We start from the raw sequence: 26774 nt of genomic DNA on the forward strand, positions 1-26774 counted from the left end.
GGCTTTGTCGCCGCATGTTTTAATTGTTTGTTACAGATAACAAATGGAACACTATCGTTCCTCGATTTCGTGATTTGAACTAGCAACAGTGGTTATATAGGTAAAGTAGCTTATATATAGGTAATAGATTGTTACTTTTACCTATATAGATTCGATAATTATGCCAAAAATATCCAAAAAAGCAGGAACTATATAGGTAAAGTAGCTTATATATAGGTAATAGATTGCTACTTTTACCTATATAGATTAGAGTTTTCGTATATAATTGATCTAGAATGAGTTGTACAATAATTTGGAGTAATGATGAAATCGTTTGAGGATCAATTTCTGGATGGTTTAAATATTCCACATTCATTGCTTCGTAGCATTGGCCGTATTCGTGAATTTAAGGGGATGGAAGAGTTATATCGTCAACAACAGCCTCAGATACTCCAAACCTTGAAACAGAATGCCCTGATTCAAAGCACCGAATCTTCAAACCGTATTGAGGGTATTATAGCTCCTTTGGAAAGAATAAATGCACTAATTGAAGAAAAAGTATTGCCTAATAATCGTTCTGAAGATGAGATAATGGGCTATAGCAAAGTGTTAAGTATAATCCATCTTAATCATGCAGGAATATATTTAACGGCTAATGTTATTCTGCAACTACACCGTGACATGTTTCGTTATCTACCCAGTGGTGGTGGTTCTTGGAAGCGCGTTAATAATACAATTTCTGGAACACTCCCTAATGGTGAGCAATTTACACGCTTTCAGCCTGTAGCTGCCTATGCGACCGACCATGCAATGCAGCGGTTAGTTAGTTTATTCAATCAAGAATGCCAGCGTGAAGAAATTGAGCCATTGCTATTAATTCCAGCATTTATTTTAGATTTCCTCTGTATCCATCCATTTCAAGATGGCAATGGACGCATGGCTCGCTTGCTAACATTATTGCTCTTGTATCAGGCTGGCTATGAAGTTGGCCGCTATATCAGTCTCGAAAAGCTCATCGAAGATACCAAAGAATCATATTATGATACGTTATATCGTTCTTCACAGGGTTGGCACGAGGCTCAGCATGATCTCTTGCCATGGACTGAATATTTTCTAGGGATTTTAACCGCTGCCTACCATGAGTTTGAACATCGTACAGATAATCAGTTAAATGCCCATGGCGCTAAAACTAGTTTAGTATTACAAACAATTGCTGCATTTCATGGTGATTTTGCGATAAAAGATATTAAGGATGCTTGTCCTCATGTTAGCCGCGATTTGATTCGTAAAGTTTTGCAAGAAGAAAAAGCAGCTGGGCGCGTCGAGCCGCTTGGGCGTGGGCCAAGTGCCCGTTGGCGCAACGTCACTCGGCCCGATGAGCTTGATACCACAAACACTGCTCGGTGAGCGGGCATTGGTTGCAACGCGGGTTTTTGAATAAACAGATGCGTTGACCATGGCGCAGCAAGGCCACGTGATAATTGAACAGCCATTCTGCATCGTGGGGCAGCATTTCCCAGAGAATTTCGTGAGCTTCGGTTGGCGTTTTGGCATTGACCAAGCCTAGACGCTGGCTCACCCGATGCACATGGGTATCGACTGGTAAAATCGGCTTGCTGAAACAAAATAATAAGACCAATGAGGCGGTTTTGGGGCCAACGCCACGCAACGAGGTGAGCCAAGCCATGGCTTCCTCGGTCGAAAGCTCAGCCAGAAAATCGATGGAAATTTCGCCGCGCTCGGCCAGAATTGTGGCCAAGGCTGCTTGGATATTTTTGGCTTTGGCGGGAGCATAATTAGCGGGCTTAATCGCTTCGGCTACTGCTTCAACCGGTGCTGCAATCACTGCTTCCCACGTTGGAAAGGTTGCGCGCAGATTTTGGTAGCCGCGCTCTTCGTTGGCCTCGGTGGTTTGGTGCGAAAGCATGGTCGAAATCAGTTCATGCATTGGTTCGCGGCGCGGCACAAGTTGCTGAAAGCCATGTAACGCCACTAACTCGCGATAGACCAGCTCGGCTTTGGCGCGTAAATCCTGCATAAACATCCTCCATCATGCCCAATAAACCCGCCGAAGCGTCCTAGTGCTGTAATTAACGTGGGCAAATGCTTAATTATATGTGAGCTTACAGGCAAGCGATATGCCAGCAGGCTCAATAGTCCATTATGTGGTTCTGATGATAAAGCGGGATTCAAAAAAAGACACGCCGAAGCGTGCCTTTGAATCAGCGATATTTTAGTTTAATGGCTGGCTTCGGCCACTTGCACAAAGGCTTCGTTGCTTGTTTTTGCGTTTACGGGCAAGCGATAGGCCAGCAAGACCAAGGTCATCAAACAGCCAATCAGCAGCGAGCCAACAATCAGGTGAATTGCTTGCAACGGTGGTGGCAAAGCCCCATAAGCCAAGCCGATGCCCGCTGCAACTTGGGTCAACACCAAACCGCTGGCAATCCACGCGGTGCGGTGAATCCACGGGTGCAAGTTGCGATTATGCACAATTGCATAGGTGGCCGCCAAAATTGCAATGGTAAAAATCAGTGCTCCAGTGCGATGCAATGGGTCGGTGATGCCAACCTGCGAAACCCAATCACTGCGCGGAATGTTCATTTTTGAGCTAACATCGTCGATGTGGCCGCGTACCAATGCGCCCAAGGTCAATTGCACCAAGCCAAAGCCAACCAAGACTTGGCCCCAGCGTGCGACGGTACGTCGATCGGCGGGAACATTGGCGATTGGCCGCCCATTGGGGAAGAAGGCACAAACTGTTGCATACAGCAACAAACCGACAATCACCAATGCCAAAACCATGTGCAAAGTCACGATCCAGCCTTCGAGTTCGAGGTGCACGACTTTGCCGCCAAGCCAGCCTTGGAACAAGGTCAAAGCCAATGCGCCAAGAATCGACCAAAATACCCGCTTGGATTTGCGGTAGTGGCGCAACATCAGGTAGGTTGTGATCAACAAGAAGAAGCCAATCAACATCCCAATCAAACGGTTGACATACTCAATCCACATCAAGGTTGGGTTGAATTGGCTCGCATCGAAGCCATGCTGGGCAATCATGTCGGCACTGGCTGGCGGAATCCAATAGCCAAAGCATTTTGGCCAATCGGGGCAGCCCAAGCCTGCACCTGAGGCCCGCACAATCCCACCCACAAAGATCAAGAAATAGGTAGCAATGGTTGTAATCATCGCCCATTTTTGAAAGCGATCTAAACGCCGCCAAGAAAATTGCACTTGGTCGGTCGGAACACGATATTGTTCCATCGGTATGGCTCCCACTTGCGAATAAATATCTGGTATTGGGATAGTATCATATGCCAAGTGTGGCGTGACTGCATCCCATCACGACCTGATGTTAGCAGTTTTTAACGACTTCGCAGCGATTGAACAGCAGTTGATCGGCTTTTTGCCAAACCAATTGCGGCACTTTGAGCTGATCGGCCAGCATTGTGCTCCACCGCAAGCCCGGCCCGCGAATCTCGCGATCGGTTGCTGCTTGGAAGATTAAGCCACCATTCCAAACAATAAATATCAGCGCGAGCGTGGCGATTGCAGCTTTGGGCCAGCGAATGCGTTCAATCAACAAGGCCAAGCCAAGAATGAAGATTGGCGTGCATTCGATCAAGCGGCGAAAGCCAAATGAGCCTTGCAAGTGCCAGGTCGAGCCAAACGCACCATTTAAATAGATTTGGGCAAACAAACCTAACCCAAGCAAGCCAGCGAGCAGCCGATCCTTGCGCCAAAGCCAAATCAAGCCCGCTAAGCCGACCAGCAACAGCGGATGCCAGATAAACGCCCCGCGTCGTGGGTCGAATAAGGTATGGAAAAATTTATAGCTGATGATGTTTAATTTGCCTGAAACCGTGCCCGATGGCTTGGGCTGGCCATACAAAATGTTGTAGCTGATCAACTGTGGCATTAATGTCAGGGCAAATATCACCACAAAAAAGACGTGCTTGGCCAACAGTTGGCGTACTTGTGGCCATTGGCCTTGGCGAATCAGGCTGGCATAGGCAATCAGACCCTCGACCGCAGGCAAGAGCAAAAATAAGCCAAGCTGCTCGCGAGTGAGCGTCATCAAGCCACCAACAATCGCCAAACTCAGCCAGCGTAGCCATGAACGCTGCGATTGTTGGCTGTGCAAGGGCTGATCGGCGGGGCCGAGCCAGATGCTGATAAACAAGGCCACCATCGCAAAGCCAGCGCCATGCGACCACGGCACCTGAATATAGGTATACCAGATCAGCGGTGAGGCCAGCCACATGCTCAATGTGGCAATTGTGGCCGACCACATGCCAACCCAGCGCCGCGCCAAACGATAGGAAAGCAATAAGCCAAAGAGCGTATAGCAGGCAGAGGCCAAACAGACCGCAATAATATAGGGCTGGCTAAAACCATCGCGCGGCACATCGCCGAATACGCCGAGGCCAACCAATCCATCGCTTACAACATACCACGGCGACCACAATATGGCCGAGCCAACAGGCGCAACATTGCGATATAAGCCAGTTTTGGGGTTGAGCGGCGGATCGCTTGAGCGATCTTTGAGCAGCGCGTTATAGACCGCAGGATCGCCTTTTTGCATGCCCAGCTCGGCAAAATAGCCGTATTCGTTGGCAAAATCCAAATCGCCATCGAAATAGACCGAGCGCAAATAGGCAAAGTATTGCACTTCGTCGGTGGCATACAGCCGAAATAAACTAATTGGCAGCAAGGCCAGCCAGAGTGCCACAATCACCACTGGCCCAGCTTGGGATAAAAGACGCTTCATAGGTGGGCCTTGGTCCTCAATTGGTGGGCTTTGTGCCAACGATCAGCAGCATCGAACGCCATTCGGGCCGCAGGCTTGTTAGCAGCCACAAACCAGCTTTGGTCGCAACCCGCAATGGGTGACGCAAGATTCGGCCTTTTTCGATGCCGACCCGTTCCCATGCATCGCCAAAAAATTCCTTGAGCACGTTGAAACCAGCCTTTTCAAGCATCCAACGCAATTCGGCCATGGTGTAGAGGCGGCTATGATTGTAGTAGCGTTGCGGCCCGTCGAGTTGCATCGAGCGCGTAAATTCTTTGAACGATTCAAATGGACGGGCCAAAACCACATCGCCAACGGTTTTCATGCGGCTTTTGAAATAAAACTGATTCGGCGTAGAGATGATGACGCGGCCACCAGGCTTGAGCACCCGCAGCATTTCGGCCAATGGCTTGAGCGGCGAGCCAGCCAAGTGCTCGATCACCTCGGAAAACACAACCGCATCGAATTCGCCATCGGCATAGGGAATTGGCTGCTCGTCGAGGTTGCAAAATTTGACTTCAACATTCAGTTTTTGCCAAAGCTCCGCCCGATCTTGGGGAAAAAGATCGATGCCTGCAACGTGGTAGCCTGCTTGACGCAAAATTCCGGTAAATGTACCAGGTGTTGTGCCAATTTCGAGGATGCGGGCTGGGGCAGCTGGCAAGGCGCGCAGCAAGGCCCGAAAACGATAGCGATGCAAGCGAAAATAGGCTGGCTTGGCTTCGGCGGGCATCGTCTGCCCATACTCTTCAACAAGTTGATCTAAGGGATGCATACAATCCTTATCATTCGTGAGTAGCAATAATGCTAGTTAATAGTTTGGCTAATCTGCTGACATAACGCTTTGATTCGGCCAGCCCGTGCCGTGTAGGTATGGTCTTGCACACATTGGCGGCCTGCTTGCTCACGCTCGGGGCGCTGCTCGTCGGTCAAGGCGGCGGTCAAGGCTTGCTCTAGGGCTTGGGTATTGCCGCGCTCAAAATAATACCCGATATCTTCAGGCAAAATTTCGCGCAACGCTGGGATGTTGGGCAGCACGACCGCCCGCTCGACCGCCAAATATTCAAATAATTTAAGCGGCGAGGCCGTTACATCAGTCACCGTATCGGGAATAACCAAGACATCGGCGGCGTGTAAATAGGCTGGCGTTGCATTTTGCGGCAGCGCGCCAAGGAAACGCACGCTTGAGCCAAGCCCCAATTCGTTAGCCTGCTGACTGAACTGGGCAATTTCTGCTGGCCGCCCACCAATGAACAACAATTGAGCATCTGGCATGGTCTGCTGCACCTGCGCAAAAGCTGTAATCAAACGATCAAGCCCACGGTAGGAGAAGGTCATGCCTGCATAGACAATTAATGGTGCTGTTGCATCTAGGCCAAGTTGCGCCCGAGCTTGTTGGCGATTTTCTGGCTGATACAGCGAATCGTCGAAGGCATCGGGAATGACGGCCACATCGCTTGGTTTGCGCCAGTCCAAACGCGCCAACAATTGGCGAAAATCATCGGTTAATGAAGCCACAGCGGCGCTGCGCCCAAGCGTCAAGCGATCGAGCAAATTGAGCACCGGCTGAACCCAAGTTTCTTTGGCGCGCGAAGGATTCCAGCTTTCGAGATCATGGGCCTCGTAGATGACTGGAATCTTGAGCAACGGCCCCCAGATTGTGGCCCACCAGCCAGCGGCAATCACCTCGCGCACATAGACCACATCGATTGGCTCGCCGCGCCAGCGTTGGGCTGCAACCACGGCGGCAGTCATGGCGGCAAACACACTGCGCTCAGCGTAATACCACAAGGTCGATTTTTTAAAGCGTGAAAGCTTGCCGATTGCTGGGCGTTGCAAGTGGGTTGCCCCGACCTCTTTGAAGCGGCTTGGCTCACGCAACCAGCGCGGGATAATAATCAACGTGTTAGGCGCTTGGCGGCGCAATTCGCGTAAGGTTGTCCAGGTTTGAATCGCATTGGCTGAGGCCAGCATCAAACTGGTTGGATAAGCAATATAAGCAATTCGCATATGTTAATTTACACAGCTATGCATGTGATAGCTCAATAGCAAAAAAATGTCATGATCAACGTGCTCCACCAGCAATCAAGCTTGCGTTAAGCAGGCTAATAGTACCACTATTGATCAAATGTGGCGCACTTTGCACAAGCAAGTTGAGGTTTGGCGATCTGGATAAGCCCTGAGGTGGTTGGGTGGTGATTTTGGGTTAAACGAACAGGGACAGCCATTGGCTGTCCCTGTTTGTGTGATTTACTGGGTTTTGGTAACCCATGGGAGATAGTTTGGCAAGCCAGTGTAGTTTGCTTGCAAGGTAATTGCCTCAGAAGTCAAACCGCTGCTGGTGTAGTTGCCTGCTCCATCGAGGAAGCGGAGGTGAACATAGCGCGTGCCTGCTTGCGTGCCAGTTAAGGCATTGACCAAGCGCACATAGTCGACGCTGGTTGCGCCATCTTCCAACCCAATCACATCGCCATATTGCAAGAAGTCTTGCGGGCTTGGCAAGGTGGTGCTGGTGGTTGCGACGGCCCATACGCCCCAATAGCGCTTATCTGCTGGCGCGCTATTCATGTAGCCATCGTCGGTTACTGATGCAGTGAAATTCAACGGAATAACTGAGACGTTGGTAGTTGCGCCGTTTGGCAAGCTGATGCTACCGCCAGCACTCAAGACTGGAGCATCATCATCATAGGTAAATTGCTTGCTGACGACACTTTGAATGCCAAGCGTATCGGTCAGAATTACAGTTGCATTAACCGTTTGTTCTTCGAAGCCAGTGCCATTGCTATCATTGCCAGTCACAAAGCTATCGAAGGCCGAGAAGCCGCTATATGGATAGCTTGAATTGTTGACTGCGTATGGGCCTGCTTTATGCCGCGCAATACCTGAACAACCGCCTGTTTCTTGGGCAATTGTATAGGCAAAGGTCATATTGCGGGTATATTTTTCCGAAACCCGATCAGGCGCAAAGGGTTGCACTTGGGCTTCAGTCAAATTGGCTGGGCGGGCACTGGGGGCCGTTTCCATGGTGTAGATTTGCGGAATGCTTTGAATCCCAGTGTCGATTACCGCGCTGACCGATTGAACATTCGAAACTTGGCCATTGCTGCTATTGCGCAACTGCACATAAACAGCGGTCAAACAAGAATTGACTCCAGCGCCAGTGTTGACAACTTTGCTGGTATTAAGCCCTTCCCAATTTGGGCCTGCCGATTGAGCAGTAAAGGCCGCGGTGCTGACCCGCATTTGGTCGGGGTTGCCAATCATGTTTGAAATTGCCAAAGTGACGTTCGGATTGGTGCTTGGGCTAGCACTGCTGCGCGCCAAAGTAAAGCCAACTGGTGGCTGCGTTGGCGTTGGTGTAATTGTTGGGGTTGGAGTCTCTAAATCTGACCCACCAGTGTTGCCGTCGATACGATAGACATTGAATGGTTGGCTTGAGACAGTGCGATGGTGCCAAACAATGGTAACTCGTGAGCCACGAGTTTCAATTTGGGGCCATGCCCGACCAACCAGCGCTGAATCAATTTTTTGCACTGGCGCAAAGCTAATACCTGGGTTGATTTCTTGGGCAACCAAGGCTTGGGCGGTGTCGCCAGGCCCGCTTAACCACGTTGTATACACGCGGTCAGTTTGCTCGTTGTAGGTAACCGCTGGGAATTCATCGTAGCTTGCGCCACTACTTAATTGCACCCGATTGCTCCAGTTGCCATTATTCCCTTGTTTGTAGTACACAATGTGGGTTGATGGAGCCAAGGTATAGACTGCAATAACCGTATTGCCTTTTGAAGTTAAGGCTGCAATTTTGGTTTTGCCAGTATCAAGGTTGCCTGCCGAAATCCAAGTTGTACCGTTGAAAATTTGGTATGGGAACTTGTTTTCGCCAAGGAAGGTCATGTGAATCTGACCATCGGCAGTTGCGGTGGCGCGAGGATACTTTTGGTTTGAACCATCGTTGCGCACAACCCGACCGGTGTTCGATTCCCATGAGCCATTGGCCCAAATACGGTGCACAATTTGCGCCGTGGCACCTGCGCGGCGGTCGCCCCAGAAGGCGTGAATCCGACCAGTTTTGTCGGAAATAATCTCAGGCGTTGAGCTTTTGGTTGAGCTTAAGTTGGTTGCCACGCTTGGCACAACACTGCTGCCTGAGAAAGTGAGATAGCGGTGAACCGCAATCCCACTAAATGAAATAAAGATGATGTGCGCGCGATTGCCTTCAACTGCCATTGAGACAAAGGGATCAGCGCCGTGGCCAGCACTGTTGCTTACAACATAGGGCGTTAGCCAAGTGCCATTCACATTATTGGTATACATCACTTCCGAAGCATCAGAGGTGCTCGCTGCCAGCCGAATCCAAGTAATGTGGGTTTTGCCATTGCTATCGATCACAACATCGCTGTGCAAGTTTTTGAGCGCACCTGCGGCGACAACTTGGGCCGTGCCCCAACCAACTGCGTTTGGCGCAGCCTGAACTGGCGGGGTTTTGGCAGTTAACATCGAAGCAAAGAGGCTTACGACTAAGATGCCGAGTAACCCTATGGATTTTTTCGAGGTCATTGGTTTCATTGTGAATCCTTATTGTTGAACAATGACATTATCAAACGTAAGCATTCCTTCGGCAAAACCATAAACCCCGGTTTGCCCACTGCTGAACTGATCATCTTGGGCTTCGAGTACAGGAACTCCGTCAAGGGTAGCTGTAATGGTGTTGCCCTTAAAGCTCAATCCAAGGGTTGTCCATTGCTTCAAGTTCCAACCTTTGTCATTGGTTTCCGCAAGTTGGGTAAAGATTTCGGTTTTGCTGTCGTAGCGCTGCAAGGTGATGGTTTTGCCACCTTCGGCCCCAACTGGGCGCACTGCAACAACATAAAAGCCATTTTCATTCACCCGACCAACCAAGCCCATGACGCTGTTGCCCCATGAGTAGCCTTGGGCGGTAATGCTATAGTCGCTCCAAGTTTTATCGCCAGTAACCAAGGCGGTTGGCGCAACTGCTGGCCAGCCTTCTGGCCCGGTTACTTGCTCAACGCGGCCTTCTTTAACTTCCCATTTGGATTTTTCGCTTGCGTTCATCCAAACGTCGACCACTTGCCACTGGCTGAGATCAGTGTCAAAGCTGCTGCTAAACAGTTCAGGAGCCTTATTTGGATTTTCAATGGCGGGCGCTGCTGGAACGACCTCTGCTGGCAATGGCGCATAGGTTGGCGCTGGCGGAGCGGTTGGTAGCTCGCCTAATGACCCTTGTTGAGCACTGGTATATGCGCCACAAGCACTCAACGTGGTTGTGAGCAACACTAGCCCACACAAGGAACCCATAATATTTCGTCGCATTGAACTCCTCCTAAGTTCTGGTGAGAGTTTGGAATGAATACAACATTGATTGGTGTATTGCAGTTCATGAGCGTAGCACGATGCTGTTGATTCTGTCAACGTAGATTCAACGCTCTTAGTAGGTTAAAAGATGAAGATTAGCTAAAAGTTCCCTGATATTGGCAATTTCGCTAAAATTGCTGCATACAAGGTTGCTAAACGTTGGGCTACGTGGGGCGAATAGAATTGTTGGGCCTCTTGTTGACAGCGTTGGCTCCGTGCTTGAGCTTGTTCGCTGCGTTCAGCTAAAATTGTCGTTAAGCCAGCCCAAAGTTGGTCGGGCCGATGCGGATCAATATTTATCCCCGCTGCGGCACTAAAAAACTCTGGGGTGCCAGCACTGCGCGTTGCCACAAATGGCACTCCCAGTGTGGCGGCCTCTAAAACTGTGCGGTTGCCACCCTCAATAATTGATGGCACGGCCAGCACATCGGCTCCAGCAAAATACTGGGGCATTTGCTCACGCGGAATGCCACCAGTTAAAATTATACGATCAGCAACGCCATAATCTTGGGCCAATTGCGTTAAATATTCGCCATAATCGCCAAGTTTTTCATCAACCCGATTTGGCCCGCAAATCAATGCTACAGCCTGTGGTAGGCCAACCATAGCCCGAATCAAATCGTCAAAGCCTTTGACTGGCAACAAGCGGCCTGCTGCCACAACCACTTTGCGGCCTGCGATCGCTGGGTAGGTTTGGCGTAACCACGCTCGGCTTTCTGCCCGAAACGCTGCTTGATCGCGCTCGAAATATTCGTCACGAATGTTGCGCCCAATCGTGATAATTTTTTGCTCAGGGCAGCCAAATTGTTTGGCCATGGCGCTGGCGCTCGGCGAAACTGAACGAATTGCTGCCGCGCGCGCAAAGGTCAATTTCAACAAGGCTTGCACTCGTCTGTAGCGCGCAAAGCCATAGCTAATCGAATCATCAGCAATTAAGTCGCCACCACGAATTGTTGGCACAAATGGCCGCTGATCAACGAATGAAGCTATTGCCGCAATCGCTCCCAATGGATAGACCGATTCAACGTGGATCAGTTCGATTTCTGGGTGTTGACGCAAAAAATGCAGATAATCGCGCAGCAAGCTGAAAAAGTAGCTATATTCAGTTAAGCGCCGCCCAAGATTATTCAGCACCCGATCGCTGCGCAGCATGCTCACCGCTGGTCGATAGACCTTAATCGCCCCTTCTTCAACCAACCAACGGCTTTGGCGCTCGCGGTTGGGGTCGGGCACCAAAATACAGGCTTCGTGCCCAAGTTCTTGCCAGCGTAACAAAAATTCTTCATGCACCCGATCGAGCAAGGCTGCGTTGTAGGCAGTGGTGAAGTAGAGCATGCGCATTGAATTTAGGCTCCCTGAGTGCGATACCAATCAAGCGTGCGCGCAATACCGGTTTCAATATCGATGCTTGGCTCAAAGCCTAATACTTCACGGGCAGCGCTAATATCGGCCAACGAATGCTCAACATCGCCAGTGCGGGCTGGGCCATAGATGACTGGCAAGTCTTTGCCAACCAATTTATTGAGCAGCGCCACAATCTCGTTGAGGCTGACGCGCACGCCACAGGCAATGTTAAACACGTTGCCAGCAGCAGCAGGCACGCTCGCTGCAAGCAAATTGGCCTGCACCACATTGTCAACATAGGTAAAGTCGCGCGATTGGTTGCCCGTGCCGTTCATCGTGTAGGGTTCGCCTTGCAAGGCCAGCGTCATAAAGCGGGCAAGCACGCCCGAATATTGCGACGTTGGGTCTTGGCGCGGCCCAAACACATTGAAATAGCGCAAACCAACCGTTTCTAAGCCATAGACATGATGAAAGACTTTCAAATAGCTTTCGGCGGCCATTTTGCTCACTGCATAGGGCGATTTGGGACTCATGGTCATGCTTTCGACTTTGGGCAGAGTTGGCGTATCGCCATAGACCGATGATGAAGCTGCAAAAACGACACGTCGCGCCCCATGCTCGCGTGCTGCCTGCAAAATATGCAACGAGCCGCCAGTATTCACCGCATCGGTCGTGAGCGGGTCGCTGACCGAACGTGGCACTGAGGGCAACGCGCCTTCATGAAAAATTACGTCGCAGCCAGCCACCGCTTGACTAACTGCCGCTGCATCGCGCAAATCGCCCCGCACCAACTCAATTTCGTTGATGCAATGAGCTAGATTATGCTCGTAGCCAGTTGAAAAATTATCGAAAACCCGCACGCTATCGCCGCGTTGCAACAGGGCATCGACCAAATGCGAGCCAATAAAGCCTGCTCCACCAGTTACCAAATAACGTGCCATACGTGCAAATCCTTTTTAATTAAGTTCAAAGATGGCAATTGGATTATTGCTATCGTTTGGGCGTTGGAAGCGCTGAATCACGGTCGTAATGCTGCTAAATGGCTGATTTGGCACAAAGCCATCGCGCCGATCGAGCACTGGTTTATCGGCCACGCCCAAACTGCTGAGCAGCAATTGTCCATAAATTTTAAATTGGGTCAGGGTTGTTGGCACGCGGTGCTCAGGCCGTTCGCCAAATTGATAACTATAAAACTGAATATGGTCAGCCATTGTCGATTCTTGATCGATCAAGTGGGTCACGCCTTTTTCGCGCAAATAATCGAGCATGCGCCGTTGATCGTAGACTGCGAGAATATCATTATTCAACTTGCCATCGATATTGAGCACATGATGGCCAGAATAATATTGATAAATGCCCGAGTTTTTGGCTCCAATCAAGGCATCGCTGGGCAAATTGTCGCGCATCCACAAGGCTGCTTGATACATGGTTGGCTGCGATTGGCTGGGCGCAGTTTCTTTCTCACGCCAAAACTGCGAGCTATCCAGTGTTTGAACAATTAGCACTCCAGCGATAATTGCTGGCACCGCCAAATAGCTAATTGATGGCAGGCGTTGCAGCATCGCCGCCAAGGCCCAGGCCAGCAAAATAATCACCGCCAGCGACCAAGGCACAAAGTGGCGCGGATTGTCTTGCTGCATCATATAGCCATAGTACACCAAGGGAATTGGCAGGTAGAGCAAGAGTGGCAGGCCAAGCCAAAGCTGGCGGCCAACCCACAAGCCCACAAAAATGCCAAAAATCGCCAGCCACATTGCTGCGCCCACAACCGAACGCCCCAAAATTTCCATCGAAATAGCGCTATTCACATACCAGCCATCGATGCCATTTGAGATCGCATAGGAGTTGACGTAGCTGTGCAAGTAGGTCAAGGCTTTGCCGCTGCTTGGCGAAAACGAGCCAAAGACCGTCAAATTGCGCCAAAAATAGGGCACGAGCAAGCCGAATGTCACCGCAACATAGGTGGTGAGCATTGGCAATTCGCTGCGTAAACGCTTGGCGCGCAAAGCCCAAATCAGGCGAGCTGCGGCAATCGAAGCAAACAACAACGCCCCATCCAAGCGAGTCAGAATCATGGCGGCGGTCAATGCAGCCAAGCCTAAATTATGGCTCAGTTTCTCGGGCTTGATTTTAACTGCAACCAACAAGGTCGTGACCCACATCAACAAGGCCATTGAGGTTTCCATGCCGTTGACGGTAAGTCGCACGAGGGTTGGGTTCAAGGCATACAACACCAAGCCAAACAACCCAGCTTGCCAGTTCATCCAGTGTTTGAGCAAATGCCACAATGGCCACATCACGGCGCTTGCCAGCAAGGCGCAAATCACCAAATTGGCCGTAAAGCCAAAGGCCAAATTATTTGGTGCTACGACATACGGGAGCGCGCCCAAGGTCAAGGGATAGAGCGGATGAAAGCCATTGGTTGGGGTGATGCCATCGGCGGTAATACCTTGGCCCATAGCCCAGTTGCGGGCAATGGCCGTGACCATCCACGCATCATCTTCGAGCACCAGCAAATGGGTTTGCAAGGGCAACAAGGCGAAAATGAGCCGCAAGAGCAGGCCAAAAACGCTAACTGTAATGATCAAACCACGGATTGCTTTAACAGAAATATTCATAGTTATTGCTCAAATAGGCCACTATCGCGGCGAACAAACATACGAATGCCCCGACCTTCGGAGCCACTTGCTTCGATCAGCCGATAGTTTGGCTCAAACAATGGATGGCTGGTGAACATCGGCGCGGCAACCCATGGAATCAGGCTTGGCTTGCGCTCACGCAGCACATACTCGGGGTCTTGCTTTTCGTGACCGGGCTTGCCAGCCTTACTCGGATCAATCGGAATATGCGCAATATGCAGGTCGGTCAAGCCATGGGCATCGATCGTTGTGCGCTCTGCATAATAGGGAATTGCGCCAGCTGCGGTGACGGTCAGCGTTGTGTCTGCTGGCGTACTATCTTTAATCCACAAGCCTACTTCACGATAGCGATTGACCACATCGGTTTCGTACCATGCCGCCGAACCAATCGTCAAGGGGCGATCTTGGCGCAACGGTTGCAGCAACAACAGCAGCAAGCCAGTGGTTGCCACAATTGCCCCAGCCCCAAGCCAGCGCCGATACTGCCAAAGTTCGCTGATGCCCCAACTCGCCAACAGCGCAAACCACGGCACAGTTGCAACCATAAAACGATAGCCAGGCATCCAATCGCCGCCAACGCTAATGGTATAGCTGGTATACAACCCAACCAGCGCCCAAGTCAGAATGGCCAAAAGCGGCAATTGTTTGGTTCGATACCAACGCAGCCCACTTGCCACCAAGCCAAGCCCTAAACCAAGCCAGCCCAAGTAGTAGCTGCTATTGAAATCGATAAAATAGTTGATCCCGCGTTCTGCTTGTTTGGCTGTGCCGCCAACTTTGGCATAAAAGGTATTGGGCAATGGATAGCCATAATACCACCAGCGCGCCAGCCAATAGGGAATAAAGGTGAGGCTCAACATGCCAGCATAGCGCAATAACGGCTGCCATTGCTTTGCCCGCCAGCTTTGCCAAATTGCCAGTAAGCCAATAATGCCCGCCAAAAGAATTCCATCAGGGCGGGTCATAATCGTCAATGTCGTGGTGATTGCTGCATACACCCAAGCCTGATTGATCGCCAACAAAACCGTAGCCAGAATGCCAGCGCAAAACAGCGCGGTTTCCATGCCACTGCCCAAGCTGGTATACAAGAGCAAGGGCAAATTCAGCAACATCAAGGGCGCAGCCAAGGCCATCCAAGCACTTTGATGCAAGCGATGCGCTAGGTGTAGGCTCAACAATACAATGACCATACCCAAAAGCAAATTGGTTGCATGAGTCACCAAAATTGGGTCGGCTCCAAGTTTAATCGTTAGGCTACTGAGCAAGGTCCAGAGAAAGTTGGTAAAGCCCTCGACCCGCTCATCAAAATTAAAGACCAAGCCATGGCCATTGGCCAAATTGGCTGCATACCGAAATGAAATAAACGCATCGTCCAAAATCCACGAGCCAAGGATTTGCGGGCTGCTAATCAGCCAAAAGCTGCTGATTGGCAAGGCCACCCATCGCCACAGCTGAGGCAACTTGCGCAAGCTCTGCCAACCAAGCACATTGGCAAAAACCAAGCTCGTCAATAAAAAGCCCTTGGGCAAGAATTGCGGCTGATAGCCATAAAAGCCCAGCAGCCATTGGCCAAACACCACACAGGCAAAGCCAAAGGGAATTTCCCACAGCACCATCAGCCCTAGCCCAAGCGCCAAGCCAAGCCATGCCCACAACGATTGGGTTGGTTTTGCCGCCAAGGCCTCGATTTGCAGGCTTTGCACGACGATACCCAATGTGCGTTGATCAGGGCTTTGCCATTCTTCCGAAGTCAAATCCAGCAGAATATCGTGGTCGGGGTGGGTTAGGTTGGCGGGTAATTGCACCTGATACCATTGCCATTGATTGCTCAGCGTAAGGTTAAGCAACCGTTGCTGATTGACCGTCACGGTCAAGGGCATGGTTTGGCCATCGGTGCGGCAGCCACAAATTAACATGCGAATTTGCAGCGGAGCCGCGACGTTTTCCCAATATGGAAAGGCAATGCTGCCGCGGCCACCTGTCCAGCGAAAGGTGCCTTGCTCGGTGCGCTCAACTTCTTTGAAGCCATAGAAATTGCGAAAGCTTTGGGTTTGGCCTTCAACCAAAAACTCGCCTTCGCTGCCCATCGCCACATTGATGCTTGGCCGCGCTGCTGGAAGCAAAAAAATAATGGCGCTAACGGCGATCAGCACCAGTGGTAAATATCGTTTAAATCGCTGCATAGCTATAATACGCGCCGAAGCACGCCCTTGAATGGAAGTTTCATGGCCAATAACCGCTCGCGCTCAGCTGGATCAAGCCCGCCAAGCAGCCGCAAGGTTAGCAAATATAAGCCTGCGCCAAACACTGCAAACAGCATGAGCGGCAAGAGATTGGTGATTTTGGCTTGCCAACCAGCAGCTGCTGCGGGCATAGGCCAAAGTTGCATCAAGCCAAACAATGCGACTGCAAAACTAGCGCTGGCAGCACAAACCCGCAGCCAAAAACGCCATGGCAATTGCAGCCCCAAATTGCGCCACCCATAATAGAGCGTGATCACGCGGGTGGCAACTCGCACCGCCCCCACCGCAATCGCCACGCCCAACATGCCATAGCGCGGCAAGAGCAAAAATACCAACGGCACGCTGATAAAGGCAAATAGGCGCGAAATAATCACCGCCCGATATTGTTCATACACCATCAGCACATTGTGCGGCACGCTTAGCAACGATTCGCCAAACGTAAAGGCAATAAACACAATAATCAGGCTGCTAGCATCGGTATAGAGCGGATACAGTACCGCCACCATGCGCGGTGTTAAGAGCGCTAAGCCCACGCCTGCTGGCACAATCAATAGCCAAATCATGCGGGCTAAGCCACCATGCGCATCTTGCAACGATTGCGGATCGCGGCGCAATTTGATCCGCGACAGCAGCGGAGTCATCACGCCGTTGAGCGGCATCCAAATATAGCCAAGGTAATCTTTGGCAAATTTGTAGGCAAACGCCAAAATTGCCACATCGCGCGGGCTAAGCTGCGTCACCGTAAACAAGGTTACAAACTGAATATCATAAACCCACGTGGTGATTTGCATTAAATAGGAGACGGCAGCAAATTTAGCAAAACGCTTAGGCAAAGCTAGATCAGGAGCCTCGCCATCGCCAGTATTCGAAAGCTCGCGGCTGGCACGGATTGCTTGCCACGCTGCCATCAACACGCTCACTAAGGGCGTAAGCACTAAGCCAATCAACACCCCAGTAATGCCCCAACCCAGCAAAATGAAGATTGTTACCAAAATTGGCTGGAGCAAGGTTGTTACGAGGGTAATGAGATTCCAAGCCCGTTGTTTGAAGTAGGCAGTCAAAAACTGCATAAAGACATCAAACAGTGCGCCCAAAATCAACAAGGCGCTGACCACCAGCATATACCAGTGGCTCTGGCTCTCAATTTGATCGATTACGCTAAGCGTGCCAGTGCGTTGATGTTGCAGTTTGCTGAGTTTGCTGGTTTGGTCGGGCGTGGCTGGTTGCTGTTGCAGCGTGCTAATTTGGGTTTCAATTTCAACAATCTCTTGCCGTTGCTGCTCGATGAGATAATTGCCCATGGGTTGGGCCAGCAGATTCAGCCCGAGCACCAGCACCGCCATAATTGCCAGCTTAAGCCCAATCATGCGCCACAGAAAGCGCAAAACGCCTTGACGACCTTGGCGTTTTTCCACTTCGGGGATGAAGCGTGGCAAACTGCGTTCGATGCCAAGGTCGGCGTATGTGCCAATTGAGGCAGCCAAACTTGTCAAGAGAAAAATCAAAGCGACCTGCTCAGGTGCAAGCCGCCCGTAGTAAATGACGCTCGTGATGATGCCAACTAAAAAGCGGGCTGGAAACAGCAGCGTATTCCAAAGCGTTGCGCTCCAAACCTCACTGGTGAGGCTCCGCTGCGGTTTGTTCGATTGCACTTAACGTACTCCAGTGGCTACCATCCCATTTCCGATCAATGGCGGGTAGGGAATAGCAAGCGGGTTGCGATGTGGTGGCAACCAGCGAATTGGTTTAAAGCCAGTTTTGATCCGTGGTTGGTGGAAGCCTGCGGTTTTGAGATCTTGCCGCAAGCGCCAAGGGGTATACAAATTAATATGGGTTGGGTCGGTATCGCCCGACCACACTTTGCCCACCAAGGGTGCTAAAACCCGCCGAATGTCCCAAAGATTGGGCGTAGTCAAAAAGACCATGCCGCCAGGTTTGAGCACTCGCGCGCATTCGATCAGAAATTCGACTCCATCGGGCACATGCTCAATCACTTCGTTGGCGAGCACCATGCCAAAGGTTTGGTCGGCGAACGGAAATCGCGGCGCAGCATCCATCTGCACCAGATCGACTTGAATCAGTTTTGCTGCTTCGCGCAAGGCATAAATGCTGGGGTCGGCTCCAATTGCGGTTGCCCCACGGCTGCGAATATAGCGCAAACCTGGGCCAGCGCCACAGCCAACATCAAGCACTGGCCCAGCTGGTAAACGCTTGGCCAAGCCGCCAAAGGCAAACATGCGGCGATATTGCACGGCAATTTTGCGGTCGGATTTGCTGACCTGCGGCGCAAAATAGCTAGTTTCGTCGATCTTAGTGCTCATTGATTACTCGCGTATAGACCTGCTCTAAAGCGGTCGTCCATCGGGCCGGATTATACCATACCTCGCATGTTTGCTGGCCATTTTGGCGTAGCGCGGCGGCCAAACGCGGCTGACCAAGAATCAAATTTGCTGCTGCTGCTAAGGCTTCAGGGTTGTTGTAGCCCGCCAATAAGCCGTTTTGGCCATGGCGAACAATCTCATTAACCACCGGAATATCGCTAGCAACCAAGGGCGCGCCCGCCGCCATGGCTTCGAGCAAGGTCAAACCAAAGCCTTCGTAGCGCGTCGGCGTGAGATAGACATCGCAATGGCGAAATAGATTGACCAAGGTTGTATCATCAACCCTGCCCAAAAAGTGAATCTGTTGCTCAATATTTAGTTCTTGACCGATGCGCTCAACTTCTGCCCGCTCAGCATGGTTAATGCCCGAAACCATCAGCAAATTGGCATTTGGATATTGCTGCAAAATTGCAGGCATTGCCCGCAGCGCCAAATCGTAGCCTTTGCGCGGAGTCAATTGGCCAACAAATAAAATCCAAGGCCGGCTTGCACGCAAATCGGGCATGCTATCGGGCGTTGTCTGAATTGCCGAATCATCAATCCAAAGCGGAATAACGCTTGAATCTTGCTGTAAGCCCATGCGTTTCAGCTCATCGGCCTCAAATTGCGAGCAAGGAATCAGGTGATCGGCTTCCCACAATGGGCGGTGCAACCGCCAATTGCGCAGATGATCGCGCATGGTTCGCCACGAGCGGGCTGCTTTGATGCGTTGCCAAAATTGCTGCTTCGTCCAAATTGGCCGTTGATAGTGGATCGTCGTTTCAAATGGCCGCTCCCGATTATCGACCAAATAGGCATCGTGATACGGCCCGAGCCATGTATAGACTGTTGGAATCTTGTGGCGTTTGGCCCAAGCACTGGTTTGGGCGGCTAGCACATTGCGCGGATGCATAAAATGAATCAGATCTGGCTTGGGGCCTTGCTCCAAGGCCTGTTGCAACTCGCGGTTTGGTGCATAGCCCGAACGCACCCTCTGAACGGTCACGCCTTCAATAATTTCGTGGCGCGCAGCCAAAGCAGGCCGTTTGGGATCATGGGTGCCAATTGCGCGGACATTATGTCCACGTTGGGCCAAACCCAAGGCCACAATTCGCTCTGGCCAGTTGCGAAAGGTTGCGGTTACTCCACCCAAGCCAACAATCAAAATGTTCATCTATCTATCCTTAATTTTTAACGCAGAGGCGCAGAGGATATATGGCTAATGGCTATATGTAGTGGTTTATCAGGTTAACCACTGCCTGATCCCCTCACCCCCAACCCCTCTCCCACGTGGCGGGCGAGGGGCTTTCATCCCGTGGTTCTTGCGCAATACGTCGGTAAAACCAGCGCTCCCCTCGCCCGCGTTCAGTGGGAGAGGGGCTGGGGGTGAGGGCATGCACATGGTTGCCAATCCAATGAACCAGTACAATTATAGGCTATTGGGACATTCTAATCCTTAATTTTTAACGCAGAGGCCCAGAGGATATATGGCTATAGGCTATTGGCTATTGGATTGGCAGATCGTCGAAATACCCACAATTGTTCCGATAGCCAAAAGCCACTAGCCACTAGAAGCCCTCGTTCTCTGCGCCTCTGCGTTAAAAACCTTTCCCTCTTCGTGCCCTTCGTGTTCTTCGTGGTTTCGGTTACTGCTGTTTCAGGAGCGCAAAATCGCCAGCCTCGGCCATAATGACCCAATTCCGATAGCCAAAACCTATAGCCCATAGCCATATGTTCTATGCTCTATGCTCTATGTTCTTATTGCTGCCGCAATAGCGCAAAATCGCCAGCCTCGGCCACAATGACCCACGCAGGATCATTCAAATAGCGTTCGATTGCCGCACGAGTTTCGGCGCTATTCCCTGGTGGCCGCCGATCAAATACCAAATACTCAGCGCGCTCGATATATTCAGCGGGATACGATTTATTGCCTGGGAAGAAGTAGATTTCTTGGCGTTGGGCAAGGTGTGGTGCCAGGAATGTGCTGGCAGCTACGGCAGCATCATCAGGCACTTGGGCCAAAATTGCCCGCGCATCAGCAACCCGAGTAGGATTCTCGCGATTGCCAAAAGCTGTTTTTACCACATTGTTAAGCGTCAAATTGCCAATAAGCCCAATCAATAACAATCCCAGCACCGCGCCATGGATTGCTCGCTCGCGCCATTGTTGGTTGCGAATCGTCCAGCGCGTGAGATTGAGCAAGCCCTCAACTGAAGCGACAATCAAAAATGGATACACCAGCGAGCCATATTGATAATTGAGGCTAAATTGCACAGCATTTGGCGAGATTAAGTTGAGCGCCAAGACTGGCAAGGCTAAGAGCAACGTAGGGCTAAGCAAGGCCAAAAATCCACCAAGCCCAAACAATTGCCACAAATATTTGAGCTTTGGCGGCTCGGTCATGACGCTGAAAGCAAGGGCTGGGTTGGTTAGCATCGTCGTGATCACATCGCCAACAGTTTTGCCAAGCCTGCCATAACTATAAATATCAGCAATAAAATCGCCCTCGCTGAAGGCTGGCACGATCACGCCCAAGGCAACCGCAACCCAGGCTGGCCCAAGCACCAACGGAAAAGCAATAAATTTCCAAGGCTTGCGCTGCCATGCTGCATATAAGCCAAAGGCGATTAATGTAAAACCAGCCTCAGTTTTAGTACACATCATCAAAAAGAGAAATAAACAATATAAACCTAAACGTTCGCGGCGCAAATAGAGCAATGCTGCCAGCGCAAACGGAATCATGAATGAGCGCAATTGAAACTCATACATATTGATATGCTGCGTGGTTGGGTGCAATAAATAGATCGCTGCAACTACTAAAGCATGCCATGGTTTAGGTAATAGATCACGAATAATTAAATACAATGGCCAAGCAGCAATGCCCAAAGCAATCGATTGTAAAACCAATAAAGTATATGGCGATTGATAAATGCCATACAATAATGCTAAAGGCAATTGCAATAACACTGGGCCATCATCAAAATCGTAGCGCATCATGGCAAATACTGAGATTTGGAATGGTCGGCCATGCAAGGTATTCCAAATCGTTTGCTCGTTGCCAGCCATATCGAAGCCTTGGCGAAACCATGCCAGTTTTAGGCACGATAAGGTCGCGAAAACCGCTACATAGCCCACAATCATTGTCGCGAGCAGCGCTTTGGCATATTTATCAATCGTTGCAAAAAATCGTTGCATTGTTATTCCATGGTGAGGCTATAGGCTGATGGCTATTGGCTACAGTCGTACCAAGTTTGATCCATCAATCAAGGTTAAGTTTTTGATCCACGAAGGGGAATAAGGTATAGGCTTTTGGCGATGGGCTTTTGGCGTTTGACTTTTGTCGCCACGAATTGCCCAAAGGATTAAGCTTCATCCTTCTTCCCTCATCCTTCATATTTTTGTTCTCTGCGCCTCTGCGTTACGAAGGATTGAAACCGCGAAGAGCGCGAAGGGAAATTAGCTCTAGGCTTTGGGCTAGCGAGAATCTTTTTCACCTACCACAAAACATTCCGATAGCCAAAAGCCTGTAGCCATATGTTCTTCATCCCTCATCCCTCATAATTCATCCTATATAATGCTCTGATACACCGCTTCAACCCGCTCGGCCACTGCCGACCACGGAAACAACTGCTGCACTCGTTGGCGACCAGCCTGCGCTAGTTGCTCGCGATAACCAGCATCGGCACAAAGTTGGGCAATGACCCGCGCCAAATCAGCAGGATCTTGGGCCTTAAACCGCTCGCCGGTGTTGCCAGCTTGCACCACATCATCATAGCCACGCCACGACGAAGCCACCACCGCCTTACCACAGGCTTGGGCTTCGGCCAAGGCCATGCCAAATGTCTCCGAGGTGTAGCTTGTGCCAAGCACCAGATCGGCGCAAGCCAAGTAGCGTGGCAATTCGCTGTGGGCAATTGTGCCAAGCAAATGGACGCGCTCAGCAAGACCTAATTCTTGGGCATAAGCAGCTAGTGCTTGGCGGGTTTCGCCATCGCCCAAAAACGCCAAATGATAGTTTTCGTCGAGCAAACTCAAGGCTGTAATTGCAGCGCGCTGGCCCTTCCACGGCATCATGCGCCCAGGGTGGACTAGCAACCATTTGGCAGCGCCAGCAATTGTGTGGCGTAAGTTTGGATCTGGTGCTAATGGCCGAAAATGCTCGAGATCGACCCCATTGTAAACCACTGTTGCTGCGCGGCCATAATGTTGCTGCAAGGTTTCTGCATTGTAGCTTGAGCACGAAAGCAACGCGGCGGCTGAATTCATCAGCTGCACATCGCCGCGAAAAAAATCTTCGCCGTGACCATGATAAACGGTTGGAATGCCATGACGCTTGAGCAACGGCGCAACGACCAAATCATAGGGCTTGTGAATATGCACCAAATTGGCGGTTTTTAAAATTGGCCAAGCCCGTGGCAACAGCGACAAGCGTTCGGCCAATTTGCGCCACGCATAGGCCCGCCGTAACGGCCCCCACGCCAAGCGTTCGCGGGCAATAAACGGAAATTTTAGCACCCGCAAACCAGCGGTTGGGCGTTGAATTGAGCCATTGCCACCAACAATCGTCACCCGATGGCCAAGCCGAATTTGCTGCTGCGCCAATTCCCAGACAAAGCTTTCAACCCCGCCAACTTTGCTGGTCGTGGTCAGATTGTAGTGAATAATATGCATTACCACAGCACCAATTCGTAGGTTCCCTTGACCCAATCACGATACAGATAATAGGCAGGTAGGCCTAATTTAAGCCGATAGGCCAGATCGCGCAGCTTGCCTTTGAACCCTTTGGCGCGGCGTTTGCTGCCATGCTGAATATCCAGCGCTTCCATATCGGCTACCTTGAAGCCGTGTTGTTGAGCCAAATCGCGAAATTGGTTCATCGTGTAGTAGTGCATTTCGCTTAGGCGTTGGCGATCTTGCAAGCCCATCGCTTGTTTGGTTTTGAGTCGATTTGCTACCAAACGATCGGCCAAGGTTCGTGGTAGCCAATTGATCCCACGAATATGATAGTGGGGATCGCGCCATGCCCAGCGATTGATGATGGTGAGCAGAACCCGACCACCAGGCCGAATCACCCGCCGCAACTCAGCCAACATGGCTGCTGGATCTTGCACATGCTCAACAATATCCCAGCAAATCGCCAAATCAAAGCTATTGTCGGCAAACGGCACAGCCTCGCCAACCGCATTCAAAATTGGCAAATTGAGATCGTAACGCGCAGCACGGAGTTTGCTAATCTGGCAATAATCACGATTGAATTCAGTTGCGACGGGGTGCGCACCAGCTTGGGCCAACGCCACCAACGTGCCGCCCATGCCACAGCTAATTTCCAAAATACGGGTGTTGGCCAGCTCTCCACCAAAACGCTCGATCAATGCCAAGCGTTCAGCTTGATAGTGCTCCTGCCAGATGCGCTTTTCGCGCCACGAGGCATAATCTGGCCGCCAGTTCATTGGCTCGACCCAATGATCAATTTGCTCGATCAAACGAGCTTCATTCGTATCGACTACCATATTTGTTTCACCGATGCAATCCGCCGTGTCCATAATTCAATCGACATAGCAAACAAACCAAGATAGGCTAAGCCAAAGATAATGCTGCTCCAACGCCAACGTTTGAGCGCCAAATCCATCAACATTGCCATCAAAATCGCCCAAACAGGAATCAAGAAAATAATGTGTTTATCAACCATCGGCACGTTGCGGTCGATCACCGTAAATAGCAATGAAACCGTGACCATCGCGCACATCCAAATCGAACCCATCCACAAGCGCGTTTCTGGCTGACGCGTGCGCAAGCGGGCAATGACCCACAAGGCAAATGGCAGCAACAAGAATGGAATCATCAAGCCATGATTCCATAAACGGGTGCGATAGGCGAGGAAGTTATCGTAGGCAGTTGGCTGATATTGAATCGCGCCGACCGCCTCTTGGCCTTCAGTAAAGGTTGTGGTGAAATAGGGAATCGTCTTTTCGATGATACCTGGAATATACAAGCCATAATAAACGATCGTTGAGCCAAGCACCCCGACCAGCATGGCCGTAATAACCGAGCGCGCTTGGCGACGTTCGCTGCGTTTGGTGATGGCGATGTAGCTCATCCAAATACAGAGCAACAAGCCCAAGAATACCGCCATGACCGTGTACATCAAAAATGCGACGGTCAAGAGTGCGGCGAAACTCCACCAAACCTTGCGCTGATCAAGCTTGCCCCAAGCGCCAATCACAAAGGCAATGCTCATAAATGTCCACCACATGCCAAAGGTGGTTGGCACATTGCCCCACGAGTGCAGCAAATAAGTTAATGGCACAACATTATAGAATGCCGCTGCCAACAACCCGACTCGCCGTGGAAAATCAAACGAACGCGCAAAGAAATAGATCAAAAAGATATAGCTCGAATCGATAATTGAGCTAAATATCTTGGCGGTTGTTTCCATCTGGAAGGGCAGCAAGGCAAACGAGGTAGCAAAAATATGGAAAAACGGCGAATAAGGAATAATTGGCCGCTCTTTGCCAAATTCCTTTTCAGGCATTACCGACTCATTGAATGCACCAGGCTTGTACATTTCGGCCAAGCGTCCATCCAAAATCCAGCGTACCCGCTCCATATGCCAGTGAATATCGATGGCGATCATATAAGGATACACTTGGCCAGCTGCCTTGATCCAAAAGCCAAATAAAAATAAGCCAAGCAAGATCGTTAATGTGTGTGGCTCTAATTCGATGCCACCTTTGCGCATAAGCCAAGGCACAATTTTGTGGAGAATTGCAATTAAGCCAACGCTCAAACCAGCCAAAACTGCCAAATTTGGTAGCCAAAAGGTATGTGGCACACGCGCTAGCATTACTGGCAGGGCCAAGCCAACCCCAATTGCTGCACTTAGGCCAACCGCCCAAGGCCAATTGATACCTGTAAGCAGAATGCTCGCGGCGATGCCAAGCAAAATAAAGCTCAGCAAAACCACTGCTACCAATGGTGGCAAGAATGGTCGACTTTGCGTTGAAGCAAGCTCAACATTAAATACTGCAATCCCGAGTGTACGAGCGCTTGCAGTTTGTTCCTGATATAAATTTGAGCGCAAGCCAAGCGCCACATTCCCGCTGCTCGTTGCGCTTGCTGGAATCAAGGCATGAATAATTCGCGTCTCATTAGCATCTGGTAAGGTGATGGCAGCATTTGAGCCAAAATCAAGCACTGCATTAACTGGGCTTGCATCAGGATGTTGAGTTAACACATCGATTTTGGTTGTCCAACTGCCTCGGCCAGCTAATGGCACGCCAATTGTTGCCTCGCCGGTTGTCCAGCGAAACGAGCGATTATTGCCTTGACTAACTTCGCCTGGCGAGAAATTGCCTTGGAGAAACGGCGGATCATAATAATCGCCAAGCGTAATTGTGGTGCGCGCCTGCCACTGATAGCTAATTGTTAATATCAATAAAGCCCAAAGCACCAGCCCGCCGATAGCAGTCAGCCAAGTGCGCCATGGATAATCAAATAGTGATGAGCGATTTTGAAAAAACCTTGAACCAGCCAATTGCATATATCGTTACTCTATTGCTAAAAAGATACGTAATGTCAGATTTTGCCTGAGCAATTATAGGCGATCACCCTACCTTTGCAACCAATTTGACAAGCAAGCCACTTTGCGGTAGACTTCGCGAGCTGTCAACGAATGACTTGAAACGAGTTACGACGCGATAAACCGAACGAAATCAACCATAAACAAGGGTTTGACAAGAACGATTGAGTGTGGTAGACTTCACGGGCTGTCAACGAATGACTTAAAACGAGTCACGACACGATAAACCGAATGGAATCAACCACAAACAAGGGTTTGACAAGAACGATTGAGTGTGGTAGACTTCACGGGCTATCAACTGATAGCAACGATGTGAGATAAACATCAAACAACTGGCAACAAACTTCCGTTTGGTTCGTAAAATAAACCTGCGGATTTTTTATCGCCAAACTGCACCTTTCCAACTGATGGGTGCTGCGTCCGCAGCACATTCCATGCATCAATATTTTCTTTTTTGTCACCGTC

At 50.5% G+C, this 26774-nt stretch carries 19 protein-coding genes; 1 reads left to right on the forward strand and 18 read right to left on the reverse strand.

Annotated features, from left to right (window positions below; translation table 11 throughout):
- Positions 1-303: 303 nt before the first annotated feature.
- Complete coding sequence (locus JOD20_RS25225) at positions 304-1386, forward strand: Fic family protein (protein ID WP_204757939.1); 1083 nt, start codon at positions 304-306, stop codon at positions 1384-1386.
- On the opposite strand, the gene JOD20_RS25230 is transcribed toward JOD20_RS25225, so the two are convergent.
- From JOD20_RS25230 to JOD20_RS25315, 18 genes are all read right to left on the reverse strand, one after another.
- Positions 1343-2017 (reverse strand): endonuclease III domain-containing protein, encoded by a 675-nt coding sequence (locus JOD20_RS25230; RefSeq protein WP_204757940.1) that lies wholly within the window; start codon positions 2015-2017, stop codon positions 1343-1345. The two genes, JOD20_RS25225 and JOD20_RS25230, sit on opposite strands and share 44 nt — an antisense overlap.
- 200 nt (positions 2018-2217) lie before the next feature.
- Positions 2218-3243, reverse strand: a complete 1026-nt coding sequence (locus tag JOD20_RS25235) for a COX15/CtaA family protein (protein WP_204757941.1) — start codon at positions 3241-3243, stop codon at positions 2218-2220.
- Positions 3244-3334: 91 nt separating this feature from the next.
- On the reverse strand, positions 3335-4750 hold the full coding sequence (locus JOD20_RS25240) for a hypothetical protein (RefSeq protein ID WP_204757942.1): 1416 nt from the start codon (positions 4748-4750) through the stop codon (positions 3335-3337).
- Positions 4751-4766: 16 nt separating this feature from the next.
- On the reverse strand, positions 4767-5546 hold the full coding sequence (locus tag JOD20_RS25245) for a class I SAM-dependent methyltransferase (RefSeq protein WP_204757943.1): 780 nt from the start codon (positions 5544-5546) through the stop codon (positions 4767-4769).
- Between the two features lie 32 nt (positions 5547-5578).
- Complete coding sequence (locus JOD20_RS25250; RefSeq protein ID WP_204757944.1) at positions 5579-6781, reverse strand: glycosyltransferase family 4 protein; 1203 nt, start codon at positions 6779-6781, stop codon at positions 5579-5581.
- Between the two features lie 240 nt (positions 6782-7021).
- Complete coding sequence (locus JOD20_RS25255; RefSeq protein ID WP_204757945.1) at positions 7022-9337, reverse strand: hypothetical protein; 2316 nt, start codon at positions 9335-9337, stop codon at positions 7022-7024.
- Between the two features lie 9 nt (positions 9338-9346).
- Positions 9347-10102: a 3-keto-alpha-glucoside-1,2-lyase-like domain-containing protein gene (locus JOD20_RS25260; protein ID WP_204757946.1), complete on the reverse strand. Its 756-nt coding sequence runs from the start codon at positions 10100-10102 to the stop codon at positions 9347-9349.
- 141 nt (positions 10103-10243) lie between these two features.
- Entirely contained in the window at positions 10244-11485 is a 1242-nt protein-coding gene (locus tag JOD20_RS25265) for a glycosyltransferase (protein ID WP_204757947.1), read from the reverse strand.
- 5 nt (positions 11486-11490) lie between these two features.
- Complete coding sequence (locus JOD20_RS25270) at positions 11491-12429, reverse strand: SDR family oxidoreductase (protein ID WP_204757948.1); 939 nt, start codon at positions 12427-12429, stop codon at positions 11491-11493.
- Positions 12430-12444: 15 nt separating this feature from the next.
- On the reverse strand, positions 12445-14106 hold the full coding sequence (locus JOD20_RS25275; RefSeq protein WP_204757949.1) for a glycosyltransferase family protein: 1662 nt from the start codon (positions 14104-14106) through the stop codon (positions 12445-12447).
- A 2-nt stretch (positions 14107-14108) separates the two neighbouring features.
- Positions 14109-16310: a hypothetical protein gene (locus tag JOD20_RS25280; RefSeq protein WP_204757950.1), complete on the reverse strand. Its 2202-nt coding sequence runs from the start codon at positions 16308-16310 to the stop codon at positions 14109-14111.
- Between the two features lie 2 nt (positions 16311-16312).
- A complete protein-coding gene (locus tag JOD20_RS25285) occupies positions 16313-18022 on the reverse strand; it encodes an oligosaccharide flippase family protein (RefSeq protein WP_204757951.1) in 1710 nt (569 codons plus the stop codon).
- The gene (locus JOD20_RS25290) at positions 18023-18691 is read right to left on the reverse strand and encodes a class I SAM-dependent methyltransferase (protein WP_204757952.1); all 669 of its coding nucleotides are present in this window, start codon (positions 18689-18691) and stop codon (positions 18023-18025) included.
- On the reverse strand, positions 18681-19904 hold the full coding sequence (locus JOD20_RS25295) for a glycosyltransferase family 4 protein (RefSeq protein ID WP_204757953.1): 1224 nt from the start codon (positions 19902-19904) through the stop codon (positions 18681-18683). The genes JOD20_RS25290 and JOD20_RS25295 overlap by 11 nt, the downstream gene beginning before the upstream one ends.
- Positions 19905-20488: 584 nt before the next feature.
- On the reverse strand, positions 20489-21925 hold the full coding sequence (locus tag JOD20_RS25300) for a DUF2079 domain-containing protein (protein ID WP_204757954.1): 1437 nt from the start codon (positions 21923-21925) through the stop codon (positions 20489-20491).
- A 372-nt stretch (positions 21926-22297) separates the two neighbouring features.
- On the reverse strand, positions 22298-23401 hold the full coding sequence (locus JOD20_RS25305) for a glycosyltransferase family 4 protein (protein ID WP_204757955.1): 1104 nt from the start codon (positions 23399-23401) through the stop codon (positions 22298-22300).
- The gene (locus JOD20_RS25310; protein WP_204757956.1) at positions 23401-24240 is read right to left on the reverse strand and encodes a class I SAM-dependent methyltransferase; all 840 of its coding nucleotides are present in this window, start codon (positions 24238-24240) and stop codon (positions 23401-23403) included. Before JOD20_RS25310 ends, JOD20_RS25305 begins: the two co-directional genes overlap by 1 nt.
- Complete coding sequence (locus JOD20_RS25315; RefSeq protein ID WP_204757957.1) at positions 24234-26270, reverse strand: hypothetical protein; 2037 nt, start codon at positions 26268-26270, stop codon at positions 24234-24236. Before JOD20_RS25315 ends, JOD20_RS25310 begins: the two co-directional genes overlap by 7 nt.
- Positions 26271-26774: the final 504 nt, after the last annotated feature.

The sequence above is a fragment of the Herpetosiphon giganteus genome (genome assembly GCF_016907925.1).
Lineage (GTDB): Bacteria > Chloroflexota > Chloroflexia > Chloroflexales > Herpetosiphonaceae > Herpetosiphon > Herpetosiphon giganteus.